Genomic DNA, 18852 nt, shown 5'->3' on the forward strand with positions numbered 1-18852 from the left:
AGTATTTTTAGATTTCAAAAAATTCAATATTCTTATTATTATTCACTTCCGATGAAGATGTATCATCTAAATTTCTATCGATAAAAGAAGAAATTTCTTCTATGGAATTAAATTCAAAGAGATCTGAGATTAGTACTTTATTAGGCCATAGGGAATCTATTGCGCTATGCAATTGAATCAACTGTAATGAAGAACCTCCTAAATCAAAGAAATTCTCAGTGGCTGGCAATTCTTCATAATTTAAAATTTCACAAAAAAGAGAATGTATCTGATCAATTATTTTTCCTTGCAAATTGTGTTCAGATTTTTCTTTAGACCCTTTTATGGTTTGCAAATCGGGGAAATTGGATTTATCAATTTTACCATTGGAATTCAACTCGATTTTATCCACCTGAACGAAGAAATCAGGAATCATATAATGCGGTAAATGCTTTTTGAGATGTTTTTTTAGTTCTTCAGGGTCTATTGTCTGATTCGCTTTAAAATAGGCTAACAGGTATGTTTTATTCTCTTCATCAACAGAAGTAACATGAACAAATTCAACAGACTGATGTTCTAATAAAATGTTTTCAATTTCATTTAATTCGATTCTGAATCCATTTATTTTTATCTGGCTATCAATTCGTCCAATATATTCTAATTCTCCGGTAGACAGCCAACGCGCCAGATCTCCACTTCTATACAATGTTCCTAAGTCGTAATAATTTTTTTCCAGAAAACGATCCTCGGTTAGCTCTTTCTTGTTAAAGTAACCTTTTGACAATTGATTTCCAGCAATAAAAATTTCACCAATTACACCTTCAGGCACTATTTTTCCTTTTTCGTCCAGAATATAAAATTTCAGTCCCTGAATAGGTTTTCCAATATTGCTAATATTTCCTTTCTCAAAAATATCTTCGACAAGTATTTCTTTAAATGTCCCATGTACGGTTATTTCAGTAATTCCATACATGTTTATCAATTTACAGGAAGCATGCGATTTATGCCAATTCTTAAAGATGCCCGGAAATAAAATATCCCCGCCAAAAATCACATATCTTAAACTATCAAATTGCTCATTCTTTTTAACCCTTAGATTATCAAATTCAACAAATACTTTAGGAGTAAAATTCAAAACGGTAACGCCCTGCTCCTTAATCAGTTTAAAATATTCTGTAAAATCTAATATTTTGGCTCTATCAATAAGTATAAGCTTTGCACCAAAAAATAATGGCCCAAATATCTCCCAAATTGAGAAATCAAAAGAATAATTGTGATATAGCGTCCATACATCATTTTCAGAAAAATCGTAATGTGAATCTTTGCAATTTAGCATCAACTCCATTAGATTATTATGTGTAATCATCACGCCTTTAGGTTTTCCTGTCGAACCTGACGTATAAATAATATAAGCCAATTGCTCTTGAGAAATCTTTACCTCAACTTTATCTGATGATATATTGTCTATATTTTTTACGAAATCGGCTAGCCAAAAATCGTCAATTACTAATTTTGCCTGAACATCCTCAATAATATATTCCCGACGCTGTGCCGGCAGCTTCTTATCTAATGGTACGTATACTAAACCTGCCTTTAATATCCCTATCATGGTCGCTATCAACAAAGGAGACACATCACAGGAAACAACTACATTCTCTTCCGGTTTTAACTCTTCATTTGCAATGATATAGTTAGCCAGCTTAGTAGAAATGGTATCCAGCTCTTCGTAGGAGTAATTTTGATTTTCAAATGTTACAGCTACATTGTCTTTGTGATTCTTGCAAATTGAAGATAAATACTCCACTATATTTTCGTCGACAGTTACTTTTTCTTCTGCCCCCGAAAGCTGTTGAATCTGTTTTATTATATCATTATTTGATACCAAAGAAATATTATCAATATCAATATTTTTGTCACTAAGACATTGCTGCAATATATTAATGAGAAAATCGTGGTATTTAATTATGGTTTCAGGAGCAAACAAATCTGTATTGTACTCCATTTCATAAGACAATTCGTTTTCTAAATCCATAAATCTAAAAATCAGGTCAAACTGAGCGCTAGAATAATCGTCAATTTTGAAATGATTTAATTTTATGTCGTTGTTGCTTATATTTTCTAATTCTCCTAAAACATTCAGATCTACATAATTTTGAACTGTAAATACGATATCAAATAAAGGAGAACGACTATAATCTTTTTGCAGATTTAATTTTTCAACGAGTAATTCAAAAGGATAGATTTGATTTTTATATGCCAGCTTTAAATTATTTGAAACTTCTTTTATCAAGGACTTAAAGGACACATCCTTATTAAATTTAGACCTCAACGCGATCGTATTAAGATAAAGACCTATTTGATTTTCTAATTGTTTGCGACTTCTGTCCGAGATTGGAAATCCAATAGTTATATCTGATTCTCCCGATAATTTACATAAAAACAAATTTAAAATAGTTCCAACAAACATGGCTAAAGTGATCTCTTCCTCTTTCAATAGCTGCTTTATCTGAACCGTTAAATCATGAGGTATTTGAAAAGTATCAATGTTCCCTTTAAATGTTTTTATATCCGGTCTTGGCTTTTGTAATTGTAGATTTAAAGCTTTTGGTAGCTCCTTATATTGATCCAGCCAGAACGATTCGCTCTCTTTAAAACTTAGCAATTGTGATCTCTCAAATTGCCAAACAGCATAATCTTTATATTGGATTTTTAATTGCGGAAGCTGCGGTTCTTCACCTAAGCATAATGCATTGTAGGTATAAAACAATTCCTTCTTTAAAATTTCTACTGACCAGCCATCGCAGATTAAATGATGCAATGTGATATTTAAGATGTGCTTGTTATTTTCAATTTTTATTATATTGGCACGAATTAAAGGTGTCTCGATTAAATCAAAGGGAGATTCCTCTAATTTCAATATGTACCTGTTTAGGTTTTCTTTAGACGAATTTTCTTTTATTTCATATTTGATAGAATATTCTAAGTCTTCAAAAGCATTTATCTTTTGCTTTAATTTACCTTCAACAAAAACAAATGTCGTTCTTAAAGACTCATGTCTCTCAACGATAGCATTGTATGCTTTTATTAAATTAAAACAATCTAATTCGCCATCAATAATAATAGATATTGGAACATTAAGACTAGTTGAATTGTTAGACATCTTAGCTTGTAACCAAAGACTCTTTTGAGCAAATGACACTTCGTAAAGTTCTTGTGGTTGTACAGTTTTAATCTGTTCCTGTTCCACTTGTATGTCACCGTCATTTTTCACCAATGATTCTACTAATAGTGCCATATCCTGCGGTGTACCATTTTCAAATAAATCATCGATGTTTAGGTTTAAGAAAAAACGTTCATTAACTCTATTGATCAATTGCGAACCATTTAAAGAATGACCTCCAAAATCAAAAAAATCATCCTGTTTTTGCATTTCAGTTTTTAGAATTTCACTCCACATTTTCTGCAACTGTTCCACTATTGGCAGATTATCGTAACTCTCTAAACTTACTCTTTTTTCAAATCCTATAAATTTGGGATCATACGGATTATCAGTAGTCCTTAACCAGCATCTTTTTTCATCAAAACAATAGGATGGTAATTCTATCTTAGAAAATTGCTCTCTGTAATAATAATCTTTTGGGTCAACGTTAAAATTAAGCTTAAACAATACTTTTAAGTTTTCATTCATTGGTAAGCTATAACCAATTACGTTGTAACATAATTTGTCATTAACTATCTTTTTAAAAATAGTACCTAATTTTCCATCGTAACCTACTGCTATTATTTTTAATCCGTTCGAATACTTGCTAATTAATTTTTCTGCGCGAGCTTTTAACTCTTCATTCTCATTTTCCGCTTCAAGAGAAACATGATCTACAGTTTGCAAAGCTTCTTCGAGAGATATCTCTTTTTTTAATACTTTTAATAAAACCTTTCCAACCCCAATTCCAATCATTTCATTAATAAGCACTCCCGATTTCACAAGAGACTGATAGCTGGAATATTGAACAAACAGAGATTGTTGGGCATTACTTAACAAATGGTTTTTGTAAACACCAACATCAGGCATACCTTCTAATACCTTATTATCTATTGAAATAGAGTCATCAAATAACAATATGCTTTCTTTAAGATCATCAGTACCACTACTTACAATCATTTCATTTGTTACATTTTCCAGAATCTCCAGTAGATGGTTTATATTTTTAGCAATTGCTATGTATCTGAACTGATAAATTTCTCTATAATTATTTAATGTGTATGAAATATCATTTATACTATCTGTTGTATGTTTTAAATAATTTTGAAATGTTTGCAGGTAATTAATTAAACTCGTTTCACTTTTTGCGCTAAAACAGAAAATATATTCATCACTGTCGTTCTTTAAAGAAGATGAATCTGCTTTTTCGTATGATTCTAAAATTAGATGTGTATTAGTCCCCATTAAACCAAAAGAACTCACTCCTGCAATTTTTCTTGTTGTTTTTTTTGCGGCATCCCAGCTAATAGGTGTGGTTACTACCTCAACTTTTGCTTTTTCAAAATCGATATAAGAATTTAAAGGAAGCGCATTAATGGATGGGTATATAATATTGTTTTTAAAAGAAAGTAATACTTTGATAACTCCAACGATTCCAGCGGCGCTATCTGTATGTCCAATATTAGATTTAACTGCAGAAATATATACTTTCTCATCATTTTCAAGAATAGGTCCAAAAACTTGAGATAATCCTTCAATTTCAATTGGATCTCCTAATTTGGTACCTGTTCCGTGAGCCTCAATGAATGTAATGTCACTTGGTGTAAGTCCTGCCTTTTTCAATGCCTTATCGATCACATCCGCCTGAGCTTCAACGCTTGGAGCCATTATACTGGCAGATTGTCCACCATCTTGATTTAAAGCAAAACCTTTTATTAGTCCATAAATTATATCTCCGTCTGCTATAGCCTGTTCTGCCGATTTCAATAAAATACAAGTCACTGCTTCCCCGCCCATTGTTCCATCTGCCTTTTCTGAAAATGGATTACAACTTTCGCTTACAGCTTCAACTCCAAGAACTATTTTAGAGTCTTTCTGAGTAGGAACAACATTTATATTTACACCACATACTAATGCCAGATCTGTTTCTTCCAGCAATATGTCTTTACAGGCAAGAGTTATTGCAGTTAATGACGAAGAACAAGTTGTGTCTACATTCAATGCCACTCCTCTTAAATCAAAGAACCTGGAAATTCTGCTTGCAAGCATTGCACTTGTATTTCCGGCGATTAATGTAGGAGTAGATTCTTCCGCTAAGAGATAATAACTGGTATCTGTGTCCCCCACATATACGGATGTATTAGAACCTTTTAAATCTTTTGGTCTATAACCAGCATTTTCAAAGGTTTTATAGGCTTCTTGCAAGATCAATCTTTGATGAGGCGTCATTTCCTCTGCTTCCCCTAAAGAGATATTAAAAAAATTATAATCAAAAAGAGTAATTTCATCTAAGTAACCGCCTTTGTAGCAATTAATTTCATCTGAAATTGAAGTATTAAATAATCTTGCTTTTGATATCTCATTAATAGAACATTTCCCTTCTAACAAGTTCTTAGAAAATTCGCTAACTGATTCTGCCTCAGGAAAAACACCTGAAAATCCTATAATTGCTATATCTTTCATTTTGTTATTTTTCATAATTATTTTTAAAAATCAATTTCTATAATTTCCTCTTGTTTTATGGACTCAGGCTTGTATTGCGATATATATTGGGCTTGCAGACGAATTGAATTCATCGAGAATAAATGGGTAATACTAATGTCTTGTGATATATTTTTTTTAAGGAGTTCATAGAGTTTTGTCACTAATATTGAGTTTCCTCCAACATCAAAGAAATTATCTGTAACACTTATTTTCTCAATGTTTAGTACATTCCTCCAAAGCTCCAATAATTGAACCTCCAAGTCATTTCCAGGTAATACAAGAACATTCTTTATAAGATTGTCTTCTGAGATTTCAGGGAATTTTGTTTTGTCTATTTTTCCATTAGAGTTCAGAAAAAACTCTTTAATTTCAACAAAATAAGTCGGAGTCATATAGTCTGGTAAATACCTGCTAATAGCTTCTTTTATCTCATAGATATCAATTTTAGAATGAGCAGTGAAGTACACCACGAGAAACTTCTCTTCCTTTATTATTTTTACATCTACTACAGCCTGCTTTATTATTTTGGAAGCTTTTAAAATCGTTTTCTCTATTTCTCCTAGTTCTACCCGATACCCGCGTATCTTAATTTGGTTGTCTTTTCTACCTATAAACTCGATATTTCCATCAGGCAGCCATCTTCCCAAATCTCCCGTTTTATACATTTTTCCATTTGCATTATAAGGATCAGAAAAGAAAGTCTCTTCAGTTAAAGTATTTTTATTCAAATACCCTCTGGACAAAGAAACACCTCCTATATATAGCTCTCCAATTACTCCAATAGCCTGCAGTTTTTTATTACTGTCAAGCATATAAACTTTGGTATTCTCTAATGGCTTTCCAATAATATTTTTAGGGAAATTTTTAATATTTAAATAACTGGTTGCGTCTATGACAGTTTCCGTAGGACCGTAATGATTGTTTATGCTGGCATTTGGAAATATCTCTTGAATCTTTAAAAATATTTTCTCATCTAAAGACTCTCCTCCCAAACAAATAGTTGTTACACAATCAATTTTAGAGATTGAATCATTGCTTATTAATATGTTCTTAAAATAGGTAGGCGTTCCCTGTAAAATAGTTACCTGATTTGATTCTAAAAATTTCACTATTTCATCCGAGTTCAGAATAATTTCTGTCCTAGGCACTGCTATACATCCGCCAATCATTAATGGTAACAAAATTTCCAGTATAGATACATCAAACACATAATTAGTCATAAGACAACTCTTCATATCCTTAGAAAGACCTAATAGTTGTTTTTCATGAATAAGTTTTATTGCCAGACTCTCATGCTCTACCATCACTCCTTTTGGATTCCCTGTAGTACCAGATGTATAAATTACATAGGCTAAATCATGTGGTTTGTTTATTTTTTCAGGATTCGCTTTCGAATATTCCTGCTGAACTTCTGCAAATACACTTAAAGCTTCTTCATCAATAACAATCTTGCTATTGCTGTCCTTCTCGATATAAGCAATTCTTTCCTGTGGATAATTAACATCTATTGGAACATAAGCCGCTCCCGATTTCAATATTCCCAGAATAACGATGAGCATCTTCTCGCTTCTATCAAGCTTTATGCCGATCAAGTCATCCGCTTCAACAGCATATCGATCTCTTAAATAAAAAGCCAATTGGTTTGCCTTTTCATTTAGCTCCTGATATGTTAGTTCTGTTTCTTCAAATACAACAGCAATATTATTTGGTGTGCCGGCAACCTGATCTTCAAATAAGTCTATTATTGTTTTATCTTTTGGATAAGCTACGGCTGTATCATTAAATCCAACCAACAACTCTTGCTCTTCTTCTTTGGTGAGGTAGTCGATATCATGAATAGGCATTTCCGGCTGTTCCAGAGCTCCCGTAACAAGATTCTCAAAATGAGTAAACATTCTTTCTATCAAATAAGCATCGTAGATGTCGGTATTGTATTCAATGGTAAGGTCTAATCCTTCTGTTTCTGCGAAGGTGAAGCTCACATCAAATTGTGATGTTTTTCTGGAAAACTCATAATCACTTACCTGAAAATTGGCCAGTTCCTCATTATTAAGATTATTCAATTGTCCCTGGTTTTGTAAAACAACCAGAATATCAAATAAAGCGGTACGACTCGTATCTCTTTTTAAGTTCAGTTTGCCCACCAATACATCAAAAGGATAACTCTGATATTCGTAAGCTCCCAATAAAGTCTCTTTTTGGGAGGCTGCAAGATCTGCAAAACTGGTCTCTTTTTTCAATTGAGTTCGTATGGCAAGCGTATTGAGATACAAACCTATTTGATGCTCCAGATCCGGATGCTCTCTTCCTGCAATCGGGGTTCCAATTATGATGTCGTCCTGACCTGTATATTTATGCAACAAAGCATTTATTCCTGCCATTAAACTCATAAACAAGGTAAGGTCCTGTTCTTTTGAAAATCTTTTTAATTTATCTAAAAATACTCTCGAAAATCGGTGGGTAAGGCTATCACCATTATAAGTCTGAATTAATGGACGGGTTTTAAAACTTGGTAAATCCAATACCGGTAACTCGCCTGCAAATTGTTCAAGCCAATAATCTTCGGATGCCTGATATTGCTCCTGCTGTATTTCGTCATTGAGCCAGACTGCATAGTCTTTGTACTGAAGGCTTAATTCCGGTAAGGCTATTTCTGTTCCTTGCGTTAGCGCATTGTAGGTTTTCACAACCTCTGATATCAAGACTTCTATTGACCATCCGTCTCCAATAATATGATGAAGGGATAAGAAAAATACATGCTCTTCTTCTTTTAATTTGATTAAAGAAGCTCTGACAAGTGGTGCTTGTTCTAAATCAAAAGGCTCATTGTTTATTGCTTGTAAATAATCTGCAATGGCTTCTCCCTGATTTTCTCTTGCACTATAGTCCTGCTCTGCTATCGCAAAGTTAACTTGCTCTGTGGGTACGATGTATTGTCGAACATCTCCGGACTGATCTGTTTTGAAGCTGGTTCTCAAAATTTCATGACGAGAGATCAATCGTTTAAACGATTCTTCAAATTTAGTCCCATCAACAACTCCGGTTAGTTTGACTGCCGCTGGCATATTATATGCCAATGAACCGCCTTCCAACTGACTCAAAATCCAAAGTCGGCTTTGCGAAGAGGTCAACGGATAAGATGCTGCTTCTGTTGCTGTGGGGATTGCTATAAAATTCTTCTCCTGTAATTCCTTACTCAAGCCTTCTATCGTTGGATTGGCAAAAAATACCTTAAAAGAGACTGTTTTTCCTAATTGCTTATGTGTACGGTTGATCACCTGAGCGATAATAAGACTATGTCCTCCTAACTCAAAGAAATTATCGCTTATCCCGATTTGCTCTATTCCTAAAACTTCCTGCCATATTAGAACCAAATTTTCTTCGGTTTTGTTTCTTGGACCTACATACTCTTTTCTTATGACATCTTCTACAGAGATACCAGGCAAGGCGTTTCTATCTATTTTTCCGTTAGGGGTTAGTGGCAATTTCTCTAATTCAATATAAAAACCCGGAACCATGTAATCCGGCAATTTCTCTTGCAGAAAACTACGCAACTGCGCTTTTTCCAGGTTTGCTGTCGAAACAAAGTAAGCAACCAGTACTTTCTCCTGATTGTTTTCTTTTACTTCAACAACTACTTGTTTTAAATCTTCTGAGTACTGTAAAATGGTATTCTCGATCTCTCCAAGCTCAATCCTATAACCTCTGATTTTTACCTGATGGTCTTTTCTTCCTAAAAATTCAATGTTTCCGTCGGGTAGCCAACACGCTAAATCTCCCGTGTCATACATACGCTTGCCTGCTATAAAAGGATTTGGTACAAACTTCTCCAATGTAAGCTCCGGCTTGTTCAAATAACCTCTGGCAACACCTGAGCCAGAAACATACAACTTTCCTGAACCTCCAATAACAACTGGCTCTAAGTTATCGTCTAAAATATAAATCTGAGTGTTTGATATTGGTTTTCCTATTGGAATAACCAGATTTTCAAAATCATTTATTTTAAATACTGTTGCCCAAACGGTACCCTCAGTTGGCCCGTATTCATTAAACAATGTGATATTCTCAAAATCTTCTTTATGAGAAGCTATCAAATCTAATTTAACCTGCTCTCCGGCTAGAATTAAATTTTTCAATTTCAAAGAATCCTTATTTTTTTTTAGTTCATTGAATAAAAAACCATAGTAACTTGGTACACAAAGCATATCTGTTACCTCGCTTTTTATTATTCTCTTTACAATACTTTCTGAATCCTTTATTACAGACTCATTTTCAATTACCAGTGCACCTCCATTGATTAATCCTCCCCATATAACGGCAACTGAAGAATCAAAAGCATAAGAAGATATTAATAGTAATGTTTTTTGAACTTGATAAAATTCAATTCTACTAATTGTGGAACTCACAAGATTACCATGCTCCACCATTACTCCTTTAGGATTCCCGGTTGTCCCGGAAGTGTAAATCACATAGACTAAATCATGTGGATTATTGATCTTCACTATATTTTCTTTTGGAAAATTTTCCTGAATCTCACTAAATTTTTCCAACACTTTTTCATCGATAACAATCTTACTATTGCTGTCTTTTTCAATATAAGCTATTCTTTCTTTTGGGTAATTAACATCTATTGGCACATAAGCTGCACCTGATTTCAATACTCCCAAAATAGCTATGATTATCTTTTCGCTTCTATCCAGTTTTACCGCTATTAAATCATCAGGCTGAATGGCGTGGTTTTCTCTTAAATAGTGCGCTAATTGATTTGATTTTTCGTTAAGTTCCTTATAAGTCAACTCTATCTCTTCAAATACAACGGCAATACTTTCGGGCGTTTTTTCTACCTGATCTTCAAATAAGTCGATTACCGTTTTAGTATCAGGATACACCATCTTAGTATCATTGAATCCTAATAAAAGCTGATTTACTTCTTCTTTTGACAAATAACTTAAATGACCGATTGGCAGCTCTGAATTCTGGAATATAGAATCTACAATGTTTTCAAAATGAGAAAAAAATCTGTGAATAAAAGCCGAATCATAAATATCTGTATTGTATTCTAATCCCAGCTTCAATCCATTTTCCATTTCAAAAAACTCAAATTTCATATCGAACTGACTCGTTGAATTTTGATATTCCGAAATTTTAGATATCTCTAAATCAGAAACTTTAAACTCATTTGCCTGGATACTTTTCTGATTTTGAAGTATGACCAAAATATCAAATAATGGAGATCTGTTTTTACTTCTCTTATGCTTAAGCTCGTTAATTAATTCATTAAATGGATAATCCTGATGTTGAAATGCCTGCAGTAAAACATTCTTTACTTTACTTAATAATTCAGTAAAATTTTCAGATCCATTGAGTTTTGTTCGAATTGCCAACGTATTAATATACATTCCAATTTGATTTTCCAATTCCTGGTTTTCTCTTCCTGCAATAGCTGTTCCTAAAATTACATCATCTTGTCCTGAATATCGGTATAGCAAAAGATTCATAACAGACATTAAGGTCGAAAATAAGGTCGTGTCACCATTTTTAGAAATCAATTTCAACTTACTCAAAAAATCATCCGAGTAATTATGCCATAACGTATTCACATTATAGGTTTTAACAATAGGTCTGGCTTTTAAGGTTGGTAATTCTAAGACAGGCAATTCATCATTAAATTGATTCGTCCAGAATAATTTATTCTTTTCCAGTAGCTCGCTGTTTAAATTATTTTGCTGCCACTCTGAATAATCTTTGTACTGAATTCTTAATGGCTCTAATCTAATACTCTTATTTTGGCAAAAAGCCATATAGAATGTTAGCATTTCATTAATCAGCAAATTAATTGACCATCCGTCGCTTATAATATGCTGTATAACAAAACATAATACAATTTCTTCCGAACCGGTTCTTATCAAATTTACCCTGAATAAAGATTCAGAAGATAAATCAAATTGGTATCCTATTTCATCATCGATAATTTTCTCTAATTTTTTTTCAGGATCCTCTAAATTACTGACATCTGCATAGTTTAAGTTGAATTTAAAATCAGAAGATGATAAGATAACTTGTCTTACTTCCCCAAAACTATTCTGTTTGAATACTGTTCTTAGTATTTCATGTCTTTTGATTACTTCTTTTATTGCTAATTCAAGAATTTCAATATTTAAAGTTCCTTTAAATTTAAAAATTTCCGAAATATTATAGCCTAATGCGACTACATCTATCTGACTAAGAAGCCATATCGAATGCTGTGCCGATGAAAGAGCATAGTCCTCCTGCTGCTCCACTTTAGGTATAGCAGAAATTAAACGATTAGGTTGATTATTATTTTTCAAAAACAGTATTAACTGTTCTTTATTCTTTTTAATCGTTTCTAAAATTGAATCCGGTATTCCGTCACCGTCAAATTTCAATTTCAGATTTTCGTTTTCTAAAGAAATATGAATTTTATTTTCCCTAAGTGTTGCTAATAATTCTCTCATTAGATCGTTATTTCGTTTTTCAAATCAAGACTCACATTTAACCAATTTTTTTCATCTATTAAATTGGCTAGACCTTGAATATTCTTATTAGAGAAAAAATCGCTGATCGAAATCTCTATACTAAACTCACTATTAATTTTTTTCAGAAATACCATTGCTCTTAATGAATCTCCTCCCAGTTCAAAAAAGTCATCCTTTACACCTACATCAAGTATCTCAAAAAAATCTTCGAAAATTAATTTTAGTTTTTTCTCAGTATCCGTTTGAGGAGATAGATATTCTGTTTCCAAGTCAGGTCGTTCCGTTTTCTCGTTGGTCTGCTTATAGTCTGAGTCAATATTTAGACCTTCTATATTTAAAAAGGCTTTTAATGTTAAGTTTATGTCCTCTTTAGATATGTATATGACATTTGCATTTTTAATATTCAAACTTTTCTCGAAAACTTCAATAACCTCCGAGTCAGACAAGATGTTTTGCCTATTGTAAGCTCCATTGTCTTCAAAATTAATTGCGGGAAATTCAATACATTTAAAATTACCTGCTTTACTGTAGGCAAAATATTCTAAATAGATGTTTGAAGAAGTATATGCTGACAATCCCATTGTTCCGTATGTAGCAGACAAACTAGAGGTCATCCAGCTAAAATCGATATCAATATCTTTAAAAACTCTGTATAGATTTTCAATCCCGTTAACTTTGGGAGTCAACATATTGATTGATTTATCTAATGATAGATTCTCTATAAAATCGACATCATTGTCATTTCCTCTGGCTAAATGAATGATTCCATTAACAGTATTAAAGAGCTCTCTATTTTGTGCTACTACTCTATTAAGATCATCTGAATTGGATATATCTACGCTTAAATATTTAATATTTCCGCTCAATTTTTCTAACTCTTTATATCTCTTAACACTAAGATCTTCACTGTCGCTAATGATACTTAAATCTCTTCTTCCTATTAATATCACATTGGCCTGATATTCGTTTATCAAGTATTTTGAAATTGAGTTCCCTAATTTTCCTAATCCTCCCGTAATCAAGTATGTTCCTTGCTTTCTGATAGACGAGCCTTCTTCTTTATTTAAATTCTGGAAAACTTTTTGAAAATCCTGAACCCATCTCTGACCTAATCGATAGGAAACAATTCGATCAGATTGTATGTTGTTACTTAAAACCTCAGAAACAACATTCTGAACTAATTTTGTATTCCAATTATCTGTATCAATATCAACATTTACTCCAATAATCTGATTTTCAAGAGGCATAACCTTAATCAACCCTAATACTAAAGAATTGCAGTAATTAATCTTTTCGTTTCCAAGTACACTATGTAATACATTAGTGAATACGAAAATCTTTTTATCATTCCCATTTTTCCATGTCTTAGTAATCCTTCCCAAACAAAAATAAATCAGATTGAATTCTAGATTTTCTTCAACTAACTTTACTTCTGATGCTTTAACGCTTAACGACCATAGATAAATGACACTTGAGATACTTATCCCTTCAGATTCCAGATCCAGGAACAATTGATTGTAGTTATCAGTGTTTAAGGGATCAATTGAAAACTTAGATGCAGAATGTTTAAAATAAGATGCACCTGTCAATACTTCTATTACACTATTGTTTGCGTCAGTAATTTCTTTAATCATTTCTCTCGAACAATCTGTGTCATCAGAAAAAACTAAGAAAGTCTTGTGATCTGAATTATTACGAGAATCAAGCACTGAACGTTTCCAGGAAGGAAAATAAAAACTATTTTCTAAATCATTTAATACAATACTATTAGCTCCATTAAACAGCTTGTTATGGTCTATTTCTGCTTTGTATCTCAAGTTATCGAAAGCATAAGTAGGTACCGAAATTCTATACCTCTCCTGATTTTCATGTAACTTCTGCCATTTTACATTAACTCCATAAGTCCAAAGTAATCCAAGGTTTTCTAAGAAATACTTTTCGTCATTTTCGTTAACTTTTATAGATCTTAAGGTATTTACTATTTTAGTGCTCTTTTCTGTTTTATGCTGTCTCAATAAACTACTTAGTGAACTTCCTGCACCAACTTCAATAAAAACACGATTATTATCTGACAGTAAACTGCTTACACCTTTTGAAAATTTCACTGTATTTCTGAGTTGTTTTGCCCAGTAATCGCTTGAAATCGCTTCCTCGTTTTTAATAAAATCCCCCGTTATATTTGAAACAAAAGGTATTTGTATTTTATTGAATTCTAAACTTTCAAATTCGGCTTTAAATTCCTCAAGAATAGAATCTTGCATGCTTGAATGAAAAGCATGAGAGGTATGAAGTTTAATATATGGTATATCACTCTCCGTTAATCTTTCGATTACTTTTTCGATTGCACTATCATTTCCTGAAAGAACAACCTGACCAGGCCCATTTACTGCAGCAAGAGAAATCTCATCACTTAGAAACTTTTGAGCCTGTAGCTCATCTATAGGTACACTTATCATTGAACCTTTTGGCAAACTGGCCATTAGTTCTCCTCTCTTAACCACCAATTTCAGCGCTTGCTCAAAGGTGAAAAGTCCGCTTATACAAGCCGCTGTATATTCGCCTATGCTATGGCCAATCATATAATTGGGAACTATACCATAATCTATTAATACTTTTGCCAGAGCATATTCTACAAGAAAAATAATGGGCTGAGCAAAAGAAGTATCGTTTATATTATAACTTTCGTCAATATTCTCAGGATACACTATTTTTTTAAAATCCTGATTTGTTAATTTCTTTAAAAACTCAAAACCAGCGTCCATATATTCTCTAAATATGGCATTTGATTCGTATAAATCTTTCCCCATATTTACATATTGAGAACCTTGTCCCGGGAACATAAAAACAACAGAACTTTGCGCCCCTTTTACTTTTGCAAATGGTTTTCTTTGTGCTATAATTTCTTCCAGTTTTAGCTGCAATTCATTTTTATTTTTAAATGATAATGCGATTCTGTTCTCGAAATTCTGACGACCTGTTTGATAGGTATAACACATATCTGATAAATTCAAATCTTCTTCTTTTGCTAAGAAATTCGTTAATTTATCAAAATAGTTATTTAGAGAAGTCTCTGTTTTAGCAGACAAAACAAGCAAATTAAAATCCTTTTCTGAAGCATTTCTTTCTACAACCGGAGCTTCTTCCAGAATAAGATGTGCGTTTGTACCTCCTACTCCAAATGAGTTTACGGCTGCTCTTAGAGGATTAGCATTTTTTGTTTCCCATTCTGACAAATTATTATTGACAAAAAATGGTCCTCCCTGAAAATTAATATTGGGGTCAGGCTCGTTAAAATGTAAACTTGCCGGAATTTTTTTGTTTTTTAAACTTAAAACTGTTTTGATGAATCCGGCCACTCCTGATGCCGTATCCAGATGTCCTATGTTTGTTTTAACGGAACCAATAGGGCAAGCAAAATCATTGTTGTTTTTAAATGCAATATTTAATGCCTCGACTTCAATTGAATCTCCCAGCTTAGTTCCGGTACCATGTGTTTCTACATAACTTATAGTTTCGGGGTCAACTCTGGAGAATTTTTGAGCCATTTTAATACAGGCAACCTGTCCTTCAATACTGGGAGCAGTAAATCCTACTTTTTTATTACCATCATTATTAACGGCACTTCCTTTTATGATCGCATAAATATTATCTCTATCCTCTAAAGCATCTTTTAATCTTTTTAAAACTACTACACCAGTACCTTCGCCATTAACAGTACCTGTAGAATCTTTGTCAAAAGCCTTACAATGACCGTCTCTTGAAACAATAGATCCTTCTTCATAAATATAGCCTTTCTGGCTTCCGTTGACTAATGATGAAGCTCCGGCCAAAGCAATTTTAGTCTCTCCAAAAATTAATGCTTTGCAAGCGGTATGAATTGCAACTAAGGAGGTTGAACAAGCCGTATTAATAGCCATTGAAGGCCCTCTTAGCCCTAACTTATAAGAAACTAGTGTCGCCAGATAGTCCTTATTGTTTATCGTATTCAGGAAAAAATTATTGACTTTCTGACTTTCGGCAGATAGATTAACAAAAGATTTCCATATAATGTCTTCTCCTGCACCGGCATAAATTCCTACTGGTTCATTTATATTTTCAGGAATATAGCCTGCATCTTCTAAAGCTTCCCAAACACACTCATGGAAAAATCTGTGTCCCGGGTACATCATCTTTGCCTCATCATTAGAATACCCAAAAAATTTAGAATCAAAGCAATCTTTATTTATGATGTTTGTTGTGCAGTTAACATAATTTTTATCTTTAATAAACGATTTATCCATACCTGCATCAATCAACTCTTTCTCAGTCAAAAAACTCAATGATTCCTTTGACGAGATTAGGTTTTGCCAAAACTCTCTCCAGTTTGAAGCTCCTGATGTCCTAAATGACATTCCAACTACTGCAACCTCAAATCCCGAATATTGATTAGTCTTCATTATTTTCAAAATTTAATAAGTTATACGATTCTTCCATTACATTATAAAGTTCTTCTATTTTGTTTTTTTCTTCCACCAGACTGCTATTCTTGTTCGATTTCATATAATCTGAAATTGCAAAAATGTTGGGCAAATTATAGCCTTCCAGCAGTGATATATTGGTTTGAAATTCCTTATTTAAGGAGTTCAGCATTTTTATCATCAGTAGAGAATTCCCTCCTAAATCGAAAAAATTATCCTTCACCCCAATTTTATCATTGTCAATATTTAACACCTTCGACCAAATATCAACTAGCCTCAATTCGACCCCATCTCGTGGAGCTTCATATTCTTTACTCGTCAATAACTCTTCGAATGTTGGCAACTTCTTTCTATCTATCTTTCCATTGGGAGTCAATGGAATTTCATCTAGTTGAATAAAATGACCGGGAACCATATAACTTGGTAATCTTCGCTCTGCATATTCCCTCAACTCAGCAGACTCTGCTTTTTTAGAACTCGTATAATAAGCTACCAGATTTTTATTCCCCATTTCATTTTGTGCAACTAATGCCACTACCTGATTCATTTGTTCATATTGAAGTAGTACACTTTCTATTTCGCCCAATTCAATTCTGAAACCATTTATTTTAACCTGATTGTCAAGCCTGCCTAAATGCTCCAATGTACCATCAGCCAGCCATCTGGCTAAATCTCCGGTTTTGTATATTGTTTCATTAATTCCCGAAAACTTCTCAAACGCAATAAATTTATCCGCGGTCAATTTTTCTTCTTTGTAGTACCCTCTTGCCAAACCATCCCCGGCTATGCACAACTCTCCTTTTACACCTATCGGACAGACTTTATTATTCTCATCCAGAATATAAATTTGAGTGTTCTGTATTGGTTTCCCAATATTCAATTTGGAATTTTTCTGTGCTTTCTGAAAAGTGGACCAAATTGTAGTTTCTGTCGGACCATACATATTATATATTTCAGAATCTGTCCTCTCCCTAATCTTACTCAACAGCTCATTAGAAAATTTTTCTCCCCCAACAATTATATTTTTCAGGGATTTTATAAATAAACTGGAGTTATCATCTTCTAATAGTGCTTCTAAATAAGATGGTGTTATCTGCATTGAAGTAATTGGATTGGTATTAGAGACATCCAGCTTTCTATCTTTTCTGTAATTACTTTTCAGTTCAGTCAAGTGTTCTAATGCTTTAAGTACGTCAGTATCTGCAATACCAAAATCTACTAAACAGGCTATCTCGGTAACTCCTATTGCATGAATATCAGATAGTATTTTTTTACATGAATCCTTTGTTCCAAGCAAAGCTGCTGTTTGCCAGTATCTTTCAAATGCCAACTCAAGTAAATCATTCAAATCATTTTCGCTAATGGTCGTAATGTCTTTCTCTAAAGCTTTGGCTAAGTTTTGTATCAATCCCAAACTTGATCTTAGGTAGGATTTAAAAGGTTCTTTTGCTTTCTTTTTTACTTCCTCTAAATCGGTTCCAATATAGGTGTGAAGCATCAGAGCTATTTTGGCATTTTCCGGAAAATAACCGTTTTCTAATAATGCTTGCTTGTAGATCTTTATATTATTTCCTAAATCTTTTATCTCCTGCCCCAGTAAATGCGTTAATATATTAGCTCCTATTTTACCTGCGCTTCTAAATGTTTCTGAGTTTCCACCCGAAGTAATATAAATCTCTAAATTCGAATTAACAGGTCTTGGATATACCTTAACATCGATTTCCTGAGCCAAGCCATTTTCTCTTTTTACAGAACCGCCTTTCCAAAGAGTTTTTAGTTCCTTTATCTGGTCGTACATTATCTCTTGTCTATCCAAATAATTTTCCGGTTTCAGGATAAAATCATCAGCATGCCAGCCAGATGCAATAGACAATGCAACTCTTCCATTAGATAAATTGTCTACCACTGACCATTCTTCTGCTACTCTGACAGCATCATGCAATGGCAGTACAACACTACCAGAACGAATTTCAACATTCTTTGTAATTGTTGCCAATCCTGCTCCTAATACGGATGGATTTGGAAATATTCCTCCAAATTCATGAAAGTGCCTTTCAGGCAGCCATATTGCCGAAAAGTCGTTTTTATCAGCATAGTCTGCTGATTCCTTTAAAAACTGGTACTTATTATCATTTGAATCATCTTGGCTTGAAAAATAAAATAAGCTGAAATCCAGCGCCATTGAATGGTCTTTTAAAAATAAATCAAAATTATTAAGCGAAGTATTGTCCCCTTT

General features: G+C 33.2%; 4 protein-coding genes. All 4 read right to left on the reverse strand.

Annotated elements, in window-relative coordinates; translation table 11 throughout:
* Nucleotides 1–7: 7 nt before the first annotated feature.
* From AC3IS6_RS19755 to AC3IS6_RS19770, 4 genes are read right to left on the reverse strand one after another with little or no spacing between them, the layout of a single operon-like run.
* Nucleotides 8–5656, reverse strand: coding sequence for an amino acid adenylation domain-containing protein (locus AC3IS6_RS19755; protein WP_489161884.1), 5649 nt, complete (start codon nucleotides 5654–5656; stop codon nucleotides 8–10).
* An 8-nt stretch (nucleotides 5657–5664) separates the two neighbouring features.
* The gene (locus tag AC3IS6_RS19760) at nucleotides 5665–12138 is read right to left on the reverse strand and encodes an amino acid adenylation domain-containing protein (protein ID WP_489161886.1); all 6474 of its coding nucleotides are present in this window, start codon (nucleotides 12136–12138) and stop codon (nucleotides 5665–5667) included.
* Nucleotides 12138–16595, reverse strand: coding sequence for a type I polyketide synthase (locus AC3IS6_RS19765; protein WP_489161887.1), 4458 nt, complete (start codon nucleotides 16593–16595; stop codon nucleotides 12138–12140). Before AC3IS6_RS19765 ends, AC3IS6_RS19760 begins: the two co-directional genes overlap by 1 nt.
* Nucleotides 16585–18798, reverse strand: a complete 2214-nt coding sequence (locus AC3IS6_RS19770) for a MupA/Atu3671 family FMN-dependent luciferase-like monooxygenase (protein ID WP_489164935.1) — start codon at nucleotides 18796–18798, stop codon at nucleotides 16585–16587. Before AC3IS6_RS19770 ends, AC3IS6_RS19765 begins: the two co-directional genes overlap by 11 nt.
* Nucleotides 18799–18852 lie beyond the last annotated feature (54 nt).

Source organism: Flavobacterium sp. KH_035 (assembly GCF_057839565.1).